This is a genomic window from Brevibacterium aurantiacum (genome assembly GCF_900169065.1).
GTDB lineage: Bacteria > Actinomycetota > Actinomycetes > Actinomycetales > Brevibacteriaceae > Brevibacterium > Brevibacterium aurantiacum.
In genome coordinates, this window is the sequence record NZ_FXZB01000007.1 from 89,072 (window position 1) to 104,571 (window position 15,500).

The window sequence follows — 15,500 nt, forward strand, 5'->3', positions numbered from 1 at the left end:
GCTAGGCGGTCGTGCTGCCGTCGGGCAGCTCGTAGCTGGGTTCGTGCTTCTTCACGAGCTTGATCACCCGATAGGTCACGGGCATGAGGATGACTTCGACGGCGACCTTGTAGACGAAGCCGAAGACGATGTAGTTGATGAAATCGAGTCCGGGGATGACCCCGGCGAAGGCGATGACGCAGAACAGCAGAGTGTCGACGAACTCTCCGACCCCGGTAGAGGTGAGCAGGCGGACCCACAGCTTCTGTTCGCCCATGCGCTTCTTCACAGCCACGAGCACATACGAGTTCAGCAGCTGGCCGAAGAAGTAGCCGACTAAGGACGCGGCGACGATGCGCGGGTAGAAGCCGAGGACGGCGGCGAAGGCGTCCTGGTTCTCATAGCCGGGTCCCGGGGGTGAGATGAGGACGAGCCAGAACACGAGAGTCGCCAGGATCTGGAGTCCGAAACCGGTGATGACGGCCTTGCGGGCGGCTTTGAAACCGTAGACCTCGCTGATCACATCGCCGAGGATGTAGGCGATGGGAAACAGGAATGCACCGCCGTCGGTGACGATGGGTCCGAAGCCGATGACCTTCGTCGCGGAGATGTTGGAGATGATGAGCACCGCAGAGAACACGGCCAGAATCACCGCATAGTAGCGTCCTCGGGAGGAGGCGAAGGCCGCCAATCTGCCCGCAGCGCTCAGCGCCTCCGGGCCTCCAGTGCTCGGCTCGTCCGAGCCCTCAGGCTTCGGCACCTTCTTCGACAACAGTGATTTCCTTCCCTCCGGTGATCGCCAGCAGCTGCTCATACGTCAGCGGCATCATCGAGTTCGGTGTGCCGGCCGCAGCCCAGAGAACAGGATAGTCCTTCAGCGCCACGTCGACATACGTGGGGATCGGCTGCGGATGCCCGCATGGGGCGACCCCGCCGATGACCTGCTCCGTCGCGGTGCGCACCAGATCCTTATCGGCCCGATCGAGGGAGCTCAGCCCGATGAGTCCGGCCACGTAGTCCGTGTCCACGCGGTGGCGACCGGAGGTCATGATGAGCACCGGTTCGCCCTCAGCGGAGAAGATCAGGCTGTTCGCAATCGCTCCGACCTCCACGCCGACCTTCTCCGCCGCCGAGGCTGCGGTAGGGGTGGCATCGGTGAAGAGTCTGATCTGTGGTTCGATTCCATTGGCTTCGAGGACCTGGGAGACCGCCGCATGGTTGCGGTGCCCCTTCGGCTCGGCGGCATCGACCTCGGTGGGCTCTTCGGCCGGTTCCTCGGCGGGCGCCGATTCTTCCACCGGCTCGGCCAGTCCGCGCCTGCGCAGCAGGGGTGCGACATCGGGGCGGGTGCCGAAGAAGCGTTCGATCGCACTCATCGGGTCGATCGAGTAGCCGGGGGCCAGGATGGCCTCACGGAAGGCATCGCCGGCTTCCCGGTTGAGTCCGCCCTGGGCCTCGAACCATTCGCTGACCCAGGCTGCGATGACCTCCGAGTAGAGGTAGGAGTAGTAACCGGCGGCATAGCCGGAGGCGAAGATGTGGCCGAAGTACGTGGTGCGGTAGCGGGGCGGAACCAGGTCGGTGAACCCGGCTGCGGCGAGTACCTCGGATTCGAAGGACAGGACGTCGGTGATGTGCTCACCGGCCTCCAGCGAATGCCAGGAGAGGTCGAGCATGGCCGCGGCCAGATACTCGGTCGTGTCGAAGCCTTGGCCGAACTTCTCACTGTCGATGAGAGCGGTGACCAGGGATTCGGGCATCGGCTCGCCCGTCTCCACGTGCTTGGCGTAGTGGGGGAGGACCTGCGGGTGGAAGCGCCACATCTCATTGAGCTGGGACGGGAATTCCACGTAGTCGCGAGGCACAGCTGTCCCGGCTGTCGACGGGTAGGTCGAGTTCGCGAACAGGCCGTGAAGGACGTGGCCGAATTCGTGGAAGAGGGTGTTGAGCTCGGTGGGGTTGAGCAGCGTCGGTCGACCTTCGCCCGGCTTGGCCAGATTGAGCGAGAGTGTGACCACGGGCAGGTGCCCGGTCAGCCGTGAACTTGTCACCAGCTCACCCATCCATGCGCCGCCGCGCTTCGTGTCCCGGGAGTAGGGGTCGAGGAGGATGAGTCCCAGGGTGCGTTCATTGGCGTCGGTGACCTCGAAGGTCCGCACATCCTCGTGCCAGGCGGAGACAGTCTCGCGTGGGGCGAAGGTGACTCCGTAGAGACCCGTGGCCGCGCGGAAGACGCCTTCATTGAGGACGGTGTCGAACTCGAAGTACTTGGCGACCTCATCGGCGTCGATGTCGAATTTCTCGGCCCGGTACTGCGCCAGACGATGCTTGACGTCCTCGGGTGCGACATCAGTGAGGCCGTAATGGTCCTTGACCTGTGCCAGCTCCTCGGCCAACTGTGCATTGGCCGGCGCGATGAGCGAGGACACGATGTCTGCGGCCGCATCCGGGCCACCGGCGGTCTGATTGTCGATGGCAAACGACGAATAGGACGGGTATCCCAGCAGCTTCGCCTGCAGTGCTCGCAGCGCCGTGGTGTCGGCGACCTGAGTCCGGGTGTCGCCCTCACCGCCGCGGGCACCGCGGGAGGTCGAATTGTCCAAGACTTGTTTGCGGGTCGCAGCCGATTCCAGGGATTCGAGGACAAGCTGCTGGGTGAAGTTGTTCAGCGGCAGCAGGTACCCGTCGGTGCCTCGCTCGGCGGCCCGATTGGCCGCGGCCGCGACCTGGTCCTCGCTGAGTCCGGCCAGCTGCGCCTTATCGTCGAGATGGACGGCAAGCTCCCTGGTGTCCTTCTGCAGGGCACGGGAGAAGGAGGTTCCTAGGGTCGTGAGCTCGGCCGCGATGGTGGACATCTGGTCGCGCTCTTCCGCACCGAGGCGGGCTCCGGCACGCACGAACTCCTCGACGGTGAGCTCCTGCTGACGCTTGTCCTCGGGGTTGAGATCGGTCGATGGTACCTGTTCGATGCGGTGGAAGAGATCGACGTCGAGGAAGATCCGGGTCCGTGCCGCGGACAGACGATCCCACACCTCGGCGACGGCATCGGCGAATTCGGGACGGAGATGATTCGACTCCACGGCGCTCACCACGGCCGAGATGCGGGCCATGGGAATGGTCGCGGATTCGAAGCGCACGGTTGTCGACACGAACGTCGGCTCGTTCTCATCACCGATGATGTCTTCGACCTCGGATCGCGCGAAGTCGGTGGCCGCCCTGACCGCAGCGATCAGTGATGCCGGAGTGACCGCGGAGAAATCGGGCAGTGAGAAGTCGCCCTGTGGGTCGAGGAAGGCCTCCCAGACATCGATGCTGTTCGGATCGGAGCTCATCGTCGACGTACCACTTTCTACACGGTTGAAGGATTGTGCCAGGTCTCGCCCTCGATCCTAACGCGTGAACACGCTGAAGCGCATGGTCGCTGGTTACACTTGTCACCATGGGCAAAGGGCAGGGAAAATCGCTGACTCTCAACAGCGCATTCCGGGTCGGCTTCACCGGAACGCTCGGTGTGGGACTCGCCTTCGGGCTGATCACGGCCCTGCAGTCCGTGGCGACCGTCATCATCTACATCGGTCTGGCCCTGTTCCTCGCGCTCGGACTCGAACCGATCGTGCTGTGGCTGGTCGAGCGCAGGCTGCCCCGGTCCCTGTCGGTCGTCCTCGTCGTTCTGGCCTTCCTCGCCATCGTCGCGGGTGCTGTGCTGCTCATCGCCCCTGCCGTCATCAGCCAGATCCAGCAGTTCATCGGTGATCTTCCGGACATCGTCGCGAGCCTGGCGGCCACAGGGTGGGTCGCCGACCTCGAACAGAGATTCACCGGAGCGGTCGATCTCGACAAGATCTTCGCCAACCTCGGCGAGTGGGCATCCGACCCGAAGAACGTGGTGTCGCTGGGCGGCGGGGTCGTGTCCATCGGAGCCGGCATTATCAGCTTCCTCGCCGGCGTCGTCATCGTCGTCATCCTCACCATCTACTTCGCCGTGACGATGCCGACGATCAAGTCGGCCATGCTCTCCCTCGTCGCTGCGAGCTCCCGACCGACCGTCGAATCCGTCACCGAGGAAGTCACCCGATCCATCGGACGCTACGTTCTGGGTCAGGTGTCCTTGGGCATCGTCAACGGCGTGTGCTCGGCGATCTTCCTCACCATCATCGGTGCCCCGCTGCCGGCGCTGTTGGCGTTCATCGCGTTCCTCGCCTCACTCATCCCACTCGTCGGCCCGATCACCGGTGCGATCATCATCACCGGATCCTGCCTCATGGTTTCTCCGGGGCTGGGGATCGCCGTCGGCATCTACTACCTCGTGTACATGCAGGTGGAGGCGTACCTGCTCAGCCCCCGCATCATGAAGACCGCGGTCAATGTGCCCGGTGCGCTCGTCATCATCGCGGCCATCGCCGGCGGCACCCTGGGCGGAGTCCTCGGGGCCGTGGTCGCTGTGCCCGTGGCCGCCTCGGGAATGATCATCATCCGCAAAGTCGTCGTGCCTGCGCAGGACGAGAGGTAGCTGCTAGTCCTGGTCGTCGGTGCTGTTGCGGCGGTTGCGGACGATGAGTCCGATGATGTACCTGACCAGGTAGTAGGTCACGAAGTAGGCGACGGCGGCGACGACGACGGCCGCCAGCAGATCTCCGTTGCCCATCGCGGGCAGGCCGAGGAACACCGCGACCGTGAATGCCGCGAGATAGGGAATCAGGCGGAGAACCGGGCTGTCGACATCGCTCATGTTCGTCAGCGTACCAAGTGCCGGTCCGCTCGCCGAGGTGGGCGCTAGGGTTGAGGGTATGGCACAGACACGATGGAGTGCAGTGAGAGATGATCAGGTGCCCGACGATGTGGATCGTCTTCTGCTGACTGTTCCGGAGTGGTTCGGCAGGCCGGAATCCAACGCCGAGTACGTCGATGATGCACGAACCATGGAGACCTGGACGGTGCGAAACGAGGCTGGCGAGGTCGTCGGGGTCACCCTGGTGTCGTGGCATTTCGATCACTGTGCCGAAGTCCATTTCACGGTTGTCGACCGATCGGAACATGGGACAGGGGCCGGCACAGCAATGATGCGAGCGATTGCAGTCGATGTGCGCAGACGGGGCGCCACGCTGCTGCAGGTGAAGACGTTGGGGGCTTCGAACCCCGATCCCAACTACGACCGAACACGACACTTCTACCAGAAGGTGGGATTCTTCCCGCTCGAGGAGATCGACCTGTGGGATGAGCAGACGCCCTGCCTGATCATGGTCATGCCGTTGGTATGAGCCCGCGTCGTTCCCGGTCAGAGGAGACGACAGAGCGACTTGGGTTCATCTGCTGAGACGTGACTGTAGTATAGGAAACCGCATGATATGTGTCACACATCACAGATGGGATGAATCATCATGGTGCTCCTGCAGAAACCCTCCCTGGTCTCGAAGATCTTCGCCGAATTCCTCGGCACCTTCGTCCTCGTCTTCGGCGGCTGCGGCGCGGCCGTATTCGCCGCGAAGGTCGTCGGTGATGACGGCCTCAACATGGGCATTGGATTCCTCGGTGTCGCACTGGCCTTCGGCCTCACCGTCGTCGTCATGGCCTACGCCGTCGGACATGTCTCCGGCGGACACTTCAATCCAGCAGTGACACTGGGCTGCGTGCTTGCGGGCAGGACCCCAGTGAAAGACGCCGTGCCCTACTGGATCACGCAGTTGGTCGCCGGCATCGTCGCCGGTGGAGTCGTGCTCCTCATCGCCTCGGGCAACCCGGACTATTCGCTAGCGAAGGATGGGCTGGCGACGAACGGCTATGGAGAATTCTCCCCGAACGGATTCTCCTTGCTCAGCGTGCTCATCGCCGAGTTCGTCCTCACCGCCATCTTCCTCTACGTCATCCTCGGGACGACCGACGACAGGTCCCCGGTCGGAATGGCACCTCTGGCGATCGGCCTCTCACTCACACTCATCCACCTCGTCGCCATTCCGGTGTCGAACACTTCGGTCAATCCGGCGCGTTCCTTCGGTGTCGCGGTATTCGCCGGTGGAGACGCGCTCGGTCAGGTGTGGGTGTTCTTCCTCGCACCGCTCGCCGGTGCCGCCGTCGCCGGACTCACCTATAACCTTCTGTTCCCGAAGGCTGTCGAAGTTCCCATCACCGAGGGCGGATGACACTGCCAGAAGACGCCACCATGCAGGAGGCCAGAGACTGGGTCGAACGCCAGCAGGGTCGTCATGCAGAGGGAACCGGCTCCTCGTTCACGATTGCGCGGCGAACCGAAGAGTTCGCGATCGGTCACTGCGGTCTCTGGCTGAAGGATCTCGACGAGGGGCAGGCGAGCGCCGGATATGCCGTTGCACCGTCCGAGCGTGGGCGCGGCTATGCGGCCGAGGCACTCGCGGCCCTGACCGAGTTCGGGTGGACTGTACCGGGAGTACAGCGGATCGCCCTATTCATCGAACCGTGGAACATCGCATCGATTCGCACCGCCGAACGGGCAGGCTATGTTCGCGAGGAACTCCTGGTCAGCCATCAGCTGGTCGGCGGCGAATGTCGCGACATGATCCTGTATTCCTCGGTACGACGGGGCCACTCCAGGAGGTGATGAACCCCATGGCCGACTTGCTCGATATGGACTACCCCTTCACCGGCCGATGGCTGGTTCAAAACAGTCCCGCCGACCGGGTGCCGAGCCACGGCACGACACTCTTCGCGACCTCATACGCAATCGACTTCGTGCCGGTCGATGGCTCTGGGAGATCGGCGCCCTTCACCTTCGGCTCCCTCCTCCGTCCGGAACCTCCGGAGAGCTTTGTCGGCTTCGGCCGCCCGGTGCTCTCTCCGGTCGCAGGAACTGTCGTGGCTTCTCACGACACTGAGCGTGATCATTTCTCGTACCGCGGTGTCCCGTCGATCGGATACTCCCTGACACAGGCCCGGCGTGTCGGCGAGGGCTGGCGTGCGCTCGCCGGCAATCACGTCATGATCCGGTGCGACCGCGGTATAGTCTCGCTCTGCCATCTCCAGCATCTCAGCACACGAGTTCGGGCGGGACAGCACATTGAGATCGGCGAAGAGATCGGCCGGTGCGGAAACTCCGGCAACAGCACGGAACCGCACCTGCATGTCCAAGCGATCGACCGCGTCGACATTGAGCACGCTGTGGCTACGCGCATTGCGTTCAGAGGCGCATTGCCGTCGAATGGTTCGGTTGTCTCGCGGTAGTGCGCTCGAATGAGAACTCGCCTAGTACGACCGGCTGATCGGAATCATCCTTGTGGCTTGATGCCGGGCACTGAAGAATGTGCCCATGGCCGACAAGAATCCGGATTGGGGCTTCGACAGATCGCTGGTGATCAAAGCGCCGGCTGCCCAAGTCTGGCCGCACGTGGCAGACCCGATTCGATTGAGCAGATGGTGGTGTCCGCCGCCGACAGTGTCGAGATCACCCTGCCACCTCATGGCGGGGATGGGAGGGTGACCATCGTGCATTGCTTTGACGACATTCCAATCGAACGCCGAGGCGAAGCGCGGGACTTCTGCGCCGACGGGTGGGACTTCAGCCTCGAACTCCTCCGGCGAAATATACTCAGTACCGATGAGAACCAGCGTTATCGTCTGTCGTACCTGGTGCCGAACGCATCCCGTATGAGAACGGCGAACATCTCCGTCATACGGACTGCGACACTCGCATGCTCAGCGATGAGGTCGGCACCCTTTCCACCGAGAGCTGCGCGAACCGGCTTCAGCGCTGAGGCTGCCGGATCAGCTGCTGCAGCACGCAGCAGCTCCAACCGCCTGGACCTGGAGGTGCAACCGAGTTCGAACAGCGTCCAGTGGAACAGGTGCATGAGGCCGGTGTCACGGTCGAAGCCGCGATGAGTGGACAGCGATGACTCCTCGTCCGCGGTGAGCTCGAAATCGCGGTGGAGCGAGAGTCCGAAATCCGTGAAGATCAGTCTGCCGCCGTGGATGAGGATATTTCCCGGATGCACGTCGAAGTGGTGGAATCCCTGCTTCTCCATCCACGCCGTGGCATCGATGATCTGGCCCACGGCCTCAGCGAACACTGTCGATCCGCTGCCTTCGGCCACGCTTCGGCGCACCCACGACCCCAAGGTCACAGGCACATGTTCAAGGAAGAGCACCACACTTGTGGGCGCGGACGACATCTCGGCGAGCTTCGTCTCAACGTGCGGCCACGAGGTGCCCCATCGGTGTTTCGGTCCGTCTCCGTCGAATTCGCTGAGGTCGGATTCGCACGGAAGATCGACGACTCTCCACCCGAGCAGAAGCGGAAAGAAGTCTGCCTCCCCGGAGCGGACCCAATCGGAGGTGAGCGTGTGTGTTGCCAGCTCGCGCCCGACACCATGCGCCGGGCTCCCGATCCCATAGTGGCTGACAAACGGCAGTCCAGCGTGATTGCGGGTGGCGGTCGGATCCGACGCTTCGCTGTGTGTGAGTGGAAGCTGCTTGATGAAGACAGGAGTTCCATCGATCTCAGCAGTTCTCGTGGTTCCACCGATGCCGACCCCTACTTTCTCGGCGGCGTCGACGAGCGCACATACCTGTGAATCATCGAGTCTGTGGATCTCGGCAGAGATTCTACGGGCACTTTCCACGCGCGCAGTCATGACATTACGCTGAGGCAGATTATGTTTCCGGGTGATCTCTCGCCTGCTCTTGTGAAGAGAGCAGAGAGCGATTCGCAATCAGCAGGAGAGAACGGTCGGACATGCATGGAGTCATTCTCTCAACTTCACCTCGAAATCGTGCAGGCTATTGTTCGCAGACTCTCTCCACCCTAAGGTGAGAGGACACGGACACATCCGCTCCGCGCAGTCGACCACGACCATGCACTGCACGCGAAACTATGCGTGCGATGCGAGCGGATGGACTCACACGAAGGAGTGTCATGGCAGTCTACTCAGCACCCGGTACCGAAGGTTCGCTCGTCACGTTCAAGTCGCGCTACGAGAACTACATCGGAGGGGAGTGGGTGCCGCCGAAGAACGGCGACTACTTCGACAACATCACTCCCGTCACCGGACAGGCATTCACAGAGATCCCCAGCTCCACCGCCGACGACATCGAAACCGCCCTCGATGCGGCCTGGGCAGCAGCACCTGCTTGGGGGAAGACCTCGGTGACCGAGCGCTCGAACATCCTTCTGAAGATCGCTGATCGCATGGAGGCGAATCTTGAGATGCTCGCGGTCGCAGAGACCTGGGACAACGGCAAGGGCATCCGCGAACCACTGGCCGCCGACATCCCACTGGCCATCGACCACTTCCGCTACTTCGCTGCAGCGATCCGGGCCCAAGAAGGCGGCCTGTCGCAGATCGACGACGACACCGTTGCCTATCACTTCCTCGAACCGCTCGGCGTCGTCGGACAGATCATCCCGTGGAACTTCCCCATACTCATGGCCACGTGGAAGCTGGCACCGGCGCTCGCCGCAGGCAACTGCGTCGTCCTCAAGCCCGCCGAGCAGACTCCGGCCTCGATCCTCATCCTGGCTGAACTCGTCGGCGATCTGCTGCCACCCGGTGTCCTCAACATCGTCAACGGCTTCGGAGTCGAGGCAGGCAAACCTCTGGCCTCGAACAAGCGGATCAAGAAGATCGCGTTCACCGGTGAGACCACGACCGGTCGTCTGATCATGCAGTACGCCTCGCAGAACATCATCCCAGTCACCCTGGAGCTCGGCGGCAAGTCACCGAACATCTTCTTCGAAGACGTCCTCGCCGCCGACGACAGCTACCGCGACAAGGCGCTCGAAGGCTTCGCGATGTTCGCACTCAATCAGGGCGAAGTCTGTACCTGCCCGTCTCGCGCTCTCGTCCAGGAGTCGATCTTCGATGACTTCGTCGCCGCTGGTGTCGAGCGTGTGCGAGCGATCAAACAGGGCAATCCACTCGACACCGATACCCAGGTCGGCGCGCAGGCCTCGAATGATCAGTACGAGAAGATCATGTCGTACCTGCAGATCGGCAAGGACGAAGGCGCCGAGGTGCTCATCGGCGGTGACAAGGCCGAACTCGAGGGCGACCTCTCAGGAGGCTTCTACGTCCAGCCGACCATCTTCAAGGGCTCGAACAATATGCGGATCTTCCAAGAGGAGATCTTCGGTCCTGTCGTAGCGCTGACCTCGTTCAAGGACTACGACGACGCCATCACCACCGCCAACGACACGCTCTACGGTCTGGGGGCCGGCGTCTGGGCCCGCACCGGCAACATCGCCTACCGTGCCGGCCGTGACATCCAGGCAGGCCGCGTCTGGGTGAACAACTATCACGCCTACCCGGCACATGCCGCGTTCGGCGGATACAAATCATCGGGAATCGGCCGAGAGAACCACCTGATGATGCTCGACCACTACCAGCAGACGAAGAACCTGCTGGTCAGCTACTCGGACAACGCGCAAGGATTTTTCTGATGAGTGAATCTACACAGACCGCGGCGCTGGAATCAGCACCGACCATCGACGGGGAGGAGAAATCGAGAGTGGCCATGACACAGGCCGCTGTCGACCTCCTCGGCGATCTGGTCGCCAAACACGGCCAACTGATGTTCCACCAATCGGGTGGCTGCTGCGACGGGTCCTCGCCGATGTGCTTCCCCGAAGGCGACTTCCTGACCTCGGAGGCTGACGTTCTCCTCGGCCACTTCGAACTGCCCGTCGATGACGCAGAGAAGGCGGGCCTCGACTTCTGGATGTCGGTCGAGCAGTTCGAGTACTGGAAGCACACCCACCTCACGATCGATGTGGTCCCCGGACGAGGCAGCGGCTTCAGCGTCGAGTCACCGACAGGCAACCGCTTCATCATCCGGTCCACCCTCATGGACGTCGGCTGAGATACCGCTAATCCTCGCCGAGGTGGCGCTTCGGTGCCGCACGGACGTGGGCTCTCTCGCCCTGCTTGCCGACGAGGCTGAGGAACTCGACGGGCCCTGCACTGGTGGCGCCGAACCAGTGCGGGGTGCGGGTGTCGAACTCGGCTGCCTCGCCGGGTTCCATGATGAGATCGTGCTCGCCGAGGACGAGGCGAAGGTTGCCGTTGAGGACGAAGACCCAGTCGTAGCCCTCATGGCTGCGCAGCTCTGGCGTGGCCTCATCCGAGCCTGTCGGCAGCACGAATTTATAGGCCTGGATGCCCCCTGCCCGACGCGTCAGCGGCAGGATCGTCCGGCCGTCGCGAGTGGGCAGGGGCCGCAGATTGATGCGCGGATCCCCGGTCGGGGGCGCGTCGACGAGTTCGTCGAGAGTGGCCCCGAACGCTCGCGCCAAGGGCAGGAGCTGTTCGAGACTGGGACGGCGGTGCCCGGCCTCAAGGCGCGAGAGCGTGCTGATCGAGATGCCGGTCTCTTCGGACAGATCGGTGAGAGTGATGTCGCGGCGCTGCCGTAGCTGCTTCAGCCGTGGCCCAACAGCATCGAGAGTGCGGTCCATGAGTTCATCCATGCCCCTTATTTTGCCATTCGGCAAAACTGTTTGCAATACTGCGAATAGGTTGTCACCATCGAAGTATCGGAGCGCCGCAGCGGCGACTCCACATACTTTGAGAGGACCAGGACATGGCAGAGAAGCAGAGCGCGATTCGAGACGTCGTGATCGTCGGAGCCGGTGCGGCCGGACTCAGCGCTGGCCTGACCCTGGCCCGCGCACGCCGGAGGGTGACAGTCATCGATGCCGGCCACCCGCGCAATGCTCCGGCCGACGGGGTCCATGGGCTCCTCGGACTCGAAGGCATCAGCCCCGCAGAGCTGTTGACCCGAGGCCGAGACGAAGTGCAGAGCTACGGGGGCGAGATCATCGACGGCCAGGTCACCGAAATCAGCGGCGAAGTCGACAGGTTCACAATCACCGTGGACAACGGCGAAGAGATCGTCGGCAGACGGCTGCTCATGGCGACCGGCCTCGTCGACGAACTGCCCGAGATCCCGGGCGTGCGCGAACAGTGGGGTCGTGGCGTCCTTCACTGCCCCTACTGCCACGGATGGGAGGTCCGCGACAGTCGCATCGGCATCCTCGCCACCAGTCCGATGGCCATCCACAAGGCCTTTCTGTTCAAGCAGTGGAGCCCTCATGTGATGCTCTTCTCCGGAGACCAACAGCTGAGCGAGGAAGATCAGGTCAAACTTCGCGCGCTCGACATCCCAGTCATCGACGGGGACATCGACAGCCTGGAGATCACCGATGACACGCTCACGGGTGTGCGTCTGGGTGATGGACAGGTCATTGCCGTGGATGCTGCAGTCGTCGCTACGCCGATGGTTGCCCGCACCGAACTCTTCGCAGGGATCGGGCTCGAGCCCACGGCCCGTCCTGCTGGGGCTTTCATCGAAACCGAAGCCTTCGGGCAGACCGCGGTCCCCGGCGTCTGGGTGGCCGGCAATGCTACCGACATCGGAGCGCAGGTCAGTGGTGCGGCAGCGGCCGGTGCGCTCGCCGCACAGCACATCAACACCGACCTCATCTTCACCGACCTCGATCGCGCAGTGGCGCAGCACGAGACCGAGCAGGCACAGGAGGCAAGCTGATGACACACTCATTCGACAAGACCTACTGGGATCAGACCTGGACCGGTGAACGCGCCCCAGCGATGAGCTCAGGCGATCCGAACCCCCACCTGATCAAGGAGGTCAGCGGACTCGAATCCGGAACCGCACTCGACGCCGGCTGCGGTGCCGGAGCAGAGGCCATCTGGCTGGCAGCTCAGGGCTGGGATGTCACCGGAGCCGACGTTGCGAATGCAGCACTTGACCACGCGAAGGACCGCGCTGCGGTCGCCGGAGTCAGTGACCGGGTGCGCTGGATCCAGGCCGATCTCTCCAGCTGGGCGCCGGAGACGCAGTACGACCTGGTCACCACCCACTACGCGCATCCGGCAATGCCTCAGCTGGACTTCTACGGGCGCATCGCGGATTGGGTGGCACCCGGGGGAACACTCCTCATCGTCGGCCACCTCCACCACGGCCATGGCGACTCTCACGGCGATTCTCACCCGCCGGCAGTAGCCTCAGCGACTGCCGACTCGATCACTGAGCGTCTCGATCGAGTCGTCTGGACCGTCGTCACCGCCGAGGAATCCCAGCGCACCATGGCAGGACCCGGTGGCCGCACAATCACCATCGACGACGTCGTGGTGAGGGCAGTGCGCAGCCGCTGAGCCGCGTCACTTTCCGGGTGCGAGCACCTCGGGTTCGCCGAGGGAGAGCATGAGGCGGTTGGCCCAGTTGAAGAAGGCTGCGCAGTTGAGTACGTCGATGATGTCGCCATCGTCGAGGCCGGCCTCGCGCAGTGCATTGACATGCGCAGGACCGAACGCCTGCGGGGTCAGCGTGAGAGCCGCGGAAGCGTCGACGACAGCGTCCCAGACAGCATCGCCGAGGTTCGACGGCGTTTCCACACCCGTGTCGAGCAGCGTCTGCACCAGGTCCCGGCGACCCGACTCCTCCGTGGCCCGGTCCGAGTGGATCGAGGCGCAGAACAGGCACCCGTTGAGACGTGAGGCCACGGTCGCGGCCAGCTCACGTTCGGCCCGGCCGAGCCCGTCGGTGGTGTTGAAGAAGATGTCGAGGTCGGTCAGTGTTCGTGCCCGCAGGGCCGCCGGATCCCTGGCCAGGAGCCGGAAGTAGGGGTTCTTCGCCCGCCCCGCCTCGATGAGTGCCTCGCGCTGGACATCGGTCAGGTCCGCCTCGGCGACGGGGGAGATCCAGGGCACCCAGCCCAGCCCGGACTGCTGGAACAGCTCCGGACGGGTGAGCCCGGGATAGGTGCTGACGCGCTCGCCGACCCGGGCCAGAGCCTCGCTGCCCTTCGACGAAGCGGCAGAGTCCCTCGCAGAGGTGGCCTCGCCGTCACCGTCGCCCGCTTCGGGCGGTTCGTCCGAGACCGGGGGCAGGGTCGTCGCCGGTGCGTGGACCAGGGCAGTGAGTCCGGTGCTGATGCGGATCTGGAAGTTGAGGAATGACACGAGCTGCGCGAGCGTGACGATCGAGTCTTCGTCCCAGCCGGCGTCGAGGAGCAGCGCCATGTGTTCGGGACGTGAGTCGCGGGGATGCAGAACTAGGAGATGGGCGAATTCGAGGCCGGCGGCCAGCTGTGCGCCCAGCACCTCGCTCGACTTCTTCTCCACACTCAGCCAGGGTCCCGGGACGTTCTCGGCCGCCAGGGCAGCCGATTCGAAGGTTCCGTAGGGGCCGCGCACGGTCGAACGGGAGTCGAGTTCGAGCAGCACCTCATCGAGGAGTTCGGCGATCTCCCAGGAGGCGACCTCGTCTTCGTCACGGAGGAGGTCACGGTAGAACTCCTCGGCCGCGGGCGCGCCGAGGAGGCCGGCCGTGAATGCGGCGACGGCATAGCGGTCACGGTGGGAGAACCCACCGGTCTCAGCTGGTTCGAGCAGCGCTTCGAAGCTGAGCTGGGCGTTGTCCTTGGCCTGTGCACGGTGATCGCGCAGCTTGTCGAGGGGGTCCTGTGCGGCGATTCCGGCGAGGGTGTTGATGATGTCGGTCATGTCAGGCCGCCTGTTCCGTCGTGAGCGTCAGTCCCAGGGCCGGGGCCACCTCGGTGGCCAGGAGTTCGATGGACCGCAGCGTCGTCTCATTCGTCGCCGGCACCGAGTGTACCTGGAAGCTGACGTCGGTGGCCCGGTTCAGCACACGGTCTGTCGCCAGGCGTTCGATGACCTGCTCGGGGGTGCCGAGGTAGGTGTCGGTGGCGATGAGCAGCTCGTCCAGGCTCAGCCCCGAGGTGTCATAGCCGACGAGGCGATCTGCCTCGGCCCGCAGCGCCGGTTCGGTCCGGGCGCGGAGTTCGGGCAGCGCTGCGGCATCGGCGACGACGGCCGTGCGCGATGCCAGGATTCGGGGCTCCACACCGGAGGGAAGGTTCGCCAGGTAGGTGTCGATGACCGGCAGCTGCACCTCGTCGAGGGTTGCTTCGGGCTTGTCCTGGGAGCGGGGTTGGGTGCGCGAGAGCATGAGGCCATCACCGGCGGCACCGGCAGCTCCGGATCCGCCGGAGGAGAAGGTGGCCTGCCAGAGGCGCTCGGAGAGCCGGGTCGGTTCCGGATAGAGCGCATGCCCGGTCTCCAGGGACTGACCTGCCAGCAGAGTCTTCAGTGCCGCGAGGTTGTCGGCGAAGACCTCACGTCGTTGATCGAAGCTGGTGCCGAAGGCGGGGAAGGACTTCGGGTTTCCGCCCGAACCGAGCCCGATCTCCAGGCGTCCCCCGGAGAGCACGTCGGTGACCGCAGCGTCTTCGGCCACACGCACGCCGTTCTCCATGGGCAGGGTGATGATCGCCGTGCCCAAGCGGATCCGCGAGGTCTGGGCTGCCGCATGGGCGAGGAACACGAGTGGGGAGGGCAGGCCGCCCTCGGTCGCAGAGAAGTGGTGCTGGGCCACCCACGCGGAGTCGAAGCCGTGGGCCTCGGCCGCCTGGATCTGTTCGAGTGCGAACCGGTAGCGCTGAGCTGCCGGGGCGTCCTCGAGCAGGCGGGTGAAGAATCCGAGCCGGGGACCGGTGGAACTGTTCGTCATCGTGT

General features: G+C 63.9%; 16 protein-coding genes. 9 read left to right on the forward strand and 7 right to left on the reverse strand.

What is annotated here, in order from left to right:
- Window position 1: 1 nt before the first annotated feature.
- Window positions 2-751 carry a queuosine precursor transporter gene (locus tag BAUR9175_RS06335; RefSeq protein WP_009883226.1) on the reverse strand — a complete coding sequence of 250 codons (750 nt, stop codon included), beginning with the start codon at window positions 749-751 and terminating at the stop codon, window positions 2-4.
- Window positions 726-3,311: a M3 family metallopeptidase gene (locus BAUR9175_RS06340; protein ID WP_101583280.1), complete on the reverse strand. Its 2,586-nt coding sequence runs from the start codon at window positions 3,309-3,311 to the stop codon at window positions 726-728. Before BAUR9175_RS06340 ends, BAUR9175_RS06335 begins: the two co-directional genes overlap by 26 nt.
- Window positions 3,312-3,418: 107 nt before the next feature.
- On the opposite strand from BAUR9175_RS06340, the gene BAUR9175_RS06345 reads away from it, so the two are divergent.
- On the forward strand, window positions 3,419-4,489 hold the full coding sequence (locus tag BAUR9175_RS06345; RefSeq protein ID WP_092103486.1) for an AI-2E family transporter: 1,071 nt from the start codon (window positions 3,419-3,421) through the stop codon (window positions 4,487-4,489).
- 3 nt (window positions 4,490-4,492) lie between these two features.
- On the opposite strand, the gene BAUR9175_RS06350 is transcribed toward BAUR9175_RS06345, so the two are convergent.
- On the reverse strand, window positions 4,493-4,708 hold the full coding sequence (locus tag BAUR9175_RS06350) for a hypothetical protein (protein WP_092103484.1): 216 nt from the start codon (window positions 4,706-4,708) through the stop codon (window positions 4,493-4,495).
- A gap of 82 nt (window positions 4,709-4,790) precedes the next feature.
- On the opposite strand from BAUR9175_RS06350, the gene BAUR9175_RS06355 reads away from it, so the two are divergent.
- From BAUR9175_RS06355 to BAUR9175_RS06370, 4 genes are all read left to right on the forward strand, one after another.
- Window positions 4,791-5,237: a GNAT family N-acetyltransferase gene (locus BAUR9175_RS06355; protein WP_257944285.1), complete on the forward strand. Its 447-nt coding sequence runs from the start codon at window positions 4,791-4,793 to the stop codon at window positions 5,235-5,237.
- 120 nt (window positions 5,238-5,357) lie between these two features.
- Window positions 5,358-6,116, forward strand: coding sequence for an aquaporin Z (gene aqpZ, locus BAUR9175_RS06360; RefSeq protein WP_101583283.1), 759 nt, complete (start codon window positions 5,358-5,360; stop codon window positions 6,114-6,116).
- Window positions 6,113-6,550: a GNAT family N-acetyltransferase gene (locus BAUR9175_RS06365; RefSeq protein WP_101583284.1), complete on the forward strand. Its 438-nt coding sequence runs from the start codon at window positions 6,113-6,115 to the stop codon at window positions 6,548-6,550. Before aqpZ ends, BAUR9175_RS06365 begins: the two co-directional genes overlap by 4 nt.
- A gap of 8 nt (window positions 6,551-6,558) precedes the next feature.
- Window positions 6,559-7,170 (forward strand): M23 family metallopeptidase, encoded by a 612-nt coding sequence (locus BAUR9175_RS06370; RefSeq protein WP_069601279.1) that lies wholly within the window; start codon window positions 6,559-6,561, stop codon window positions 7,168-7,170.
- Window positions 7,171-7,556: 386 nt separating this feature from the next.
- Here the strand turns inward: BAUR9175_RS06370 and BAUR9175_RS06380 are convergent, their stop codons facing one another.
- Complete coding sequence (locus BAUR9175_RS06380) at window positions 7,557-8,579, reverse strand: BUD32 family EKC/KEOPS complex subunit (protein ID WP_141322632.1); 1,023 nt, start codon at window positions 8,577-8,579, stop codon at window positions 7,557-7,559.
- 281 nt (window positions 8,580-8,860) lie between these two features.
- Between BAUR9175_RS06380 and exaC the strand changes: the two genes are divergently transcribed.
- Window positions 8,861-10,384, forward strand: a complete 1,524-nt coding sequence (gene exaC, locus BAUR9175_RS06385; protein ID WP_101583287.1) for an acetaldehyde dehydrogenase ExaC — start codon at window positions 8,861-8,863, stop codon at window positions 10,382-10,384.
- Window positions 10,384-10,803 (forward strand): DUF779 domain-containing protein, encoded by a 420-nt coding sequence (locus tag BAUR9175_RS06390; protein ID WP_009883215.1) that lies wholly within the window; start codon window positions 10,384-10,386, stop codon window positions 10,801-10,803. Before exaC ends, BAUR9175_RS06390 begins: the two co-directional genes overlap by 1 nt.
- Before the next feature lie 7 nt (window positions 10,804-10,810).
- Here the strand turns inward: BAUR9175_RS06390 and BAUR9175_RS06395 are convergent, their stop codons facing one another.
- Window positions 10,811-11,410 carry a helix-turn-helix domain-containing protein gene (locus BAUR9175_RS06395; protein WP_101583289.1) on the reverse strand — a complete coding sequence of 200 codons (600 nt, stop codon included), beginning with the start codon at window positions 11,408-11,410 and terminating at the stop codon, window positions 10,811-10,813.
- A gap of 113 nt (window positions 11,411-11,523) precedes the next feature.
- Between BAUR9175_RS06395 and BAUR9175_RS06400 the strand changes: the two genes are divergently transcribed.
- Together BAUR9175_RS06400 and BAUR9175_RS06405 are read left to right on the forward strand one after the other, a co-directional pair.
- A complete protein-coding gene (locus tag BAUR9175_RS06400) occupies window positions 11,524-12,489 on the forward strand; it encodes an NAD(P)/FAD-dependent oxidoreductase (protein WP_096158330.1) in 966 nt (321 codons plus the stop codon).
- Window positions 12,489-13,118, forward strand: a complete 630-nt coding sequence (locus BAUR9175_RS06405) for an SAM-dependent methyltransferase (protein ID WP_009883212.1) — start codon at window positions 12,489-12,491, stop codon at window positions 13,116-13,118. The genes BAUR9175_RS06400 and BAUR9175_RS06405 overlap by 1 nt, the downstream gene beginning before the upstream one ends.
- Window positions 13,119-13,124: 6 nt before the next feature.
- Here BAUR9175_RS06405 and BAUR9175_RS06410 read toward each other — a convergent pair whose 3' ends face one another.
- Both BAUR9175_RS06410 and BAUR9175_RS06415 read right to left on the reverse strand, forming a co-directional pair.
- Window positions 13,125-14,468: an alkylhydroperoxidase domain protein gene (locus BAUR9175_RS06410; protein WP_009883211.1), complete on the reverse strand. Its 1,344-nt coding sequence runs from the start codon at window positions 14,466-14,468 to the stop codon at window positions 13,125-13,127.
- A 1-nt stretch (window position 14,469) separates the two neighbouring features.
- Complete coding sequence (locus tag BAUR9175_RS06415) at window positions 14,470-15,495, reverse strand: putative FMN-dependent luciferase-like monooxygenase (RefSeq protein WP_009883210.1); 1,026 nt, start codon at window positions 15,493-15,495, stop codon at window positions 14,470-14,472.
- Window positions 15,496-15,500 lie beyond the last annotated feature (5 nt).

What these genes read in the sequence shown, in the direction of transcription:
- BAUR9175_RS06340 (WP_101583280.1), bottom strand. Translation starts at nt 3,311, where the DNA reads ATGAGCTCCGATCCGAACAGCATCGATGTCTGGGAGGCCTTCCTCGAC.
- BAUR9175_RS06345 (WP_092103486.1), top strand. Translation starts at nt 3,419, where the DNA reads ATGGGCAAAGGGCAGGGAAAATCGCTGACTCTCAACAGCGCATTCCGG.
- BAUR9175_RS06350 (WP_092103484.1), bottom strand. Translation starts at nt 4,708, where the DNA reads ATGAGCGATGTCGACAGCCCGGTTCTCCGCCTGATTCCCTATCTCGCG.
- aqpZ (WP_101583283.1), top strand. Translation starts at nt 5,358, where the DNA reads ATGGTGCTCCTGCAGAAACCCTCCCTGGTCTCGAAGATCTTCGCCGAA.
- BAUR9175_RS06365 (WP_101583284.1), top strand. Translation starts at nt 6,113, where the DNA reads ATGACACTGCCAGAAGACGCCACCATGCAGGAGGCCAGAGACTGGGTC.
- BAUR9175_RS06370 (WP_069601279.1), top strand. Translation starts at nt 6,559, where the DNA reads ATGGCCGACTTGCTCGATATGGACTACCCCTTCACCGGCCGATGGCTG.
- BAUR9175_RS06380 (WP_141322632.1), bottom strand. Translation starts at nt 8,579, where the DNA reads ATGACTGCGCGCGTGGAAAGTGCCCGTAGAATCTCTGCCGAGATCCAC.
- exaC (WP_101583287.1), top strand. Translation starts at nt 8,861, where the DNA reads ATGGCAGTCTACTCAGCACCCGGTACCGAAGGTTCGCTCGTCACGTTC.
- BAUR9175_RS06390 (WP_009883215.1), top strand. Translation starts at nt 10,384, where the DNA reads ATGAGTGAATCTACACAGACCGCGGCGCTGGAATCAGCACCGACCATC.
- BAUR9175_RS06395 (WP_101583289.1), bottom strand. Translation starts at nt 11,410, where the DNA reads ATGGATGAACTCATGGACCGCACTCTCGATGCTGTTGGGCCACGGCTG.
- BAUR9175_RS06400 (WP_096158330.1), top strand. Translation starts at nt 11,524, where the DNA reads ATGGCAGAGAAGCAGAGCGCGATTCGAGACGTCGTGATCGTCGGAGCC.
- BAUR9175_RS06405 (WP_009883212.1), top strand. Translation starts at nt 12,489, where the DNA reads ATGACACACTCATTCGACAAGACCTACTGGGATCAGACCTGGACCGGT.
- BAUR9175_RS06410 (WP_009883211.1), bottom strand. Translation starts at nt 14,468, where the DNA reads ATGACCGACATCATCAACACCCTCGCCGGAATCGCCGCACAGGACCCC.
- BAUR9175_RS06415 (WP_009883210.1), bottom strand. Translation starts at nt 15,495, where the DNA reads ATGACGAACAGTTCCACCGGTCCCCGGCTCGGATTCTTCACCCGCCTG.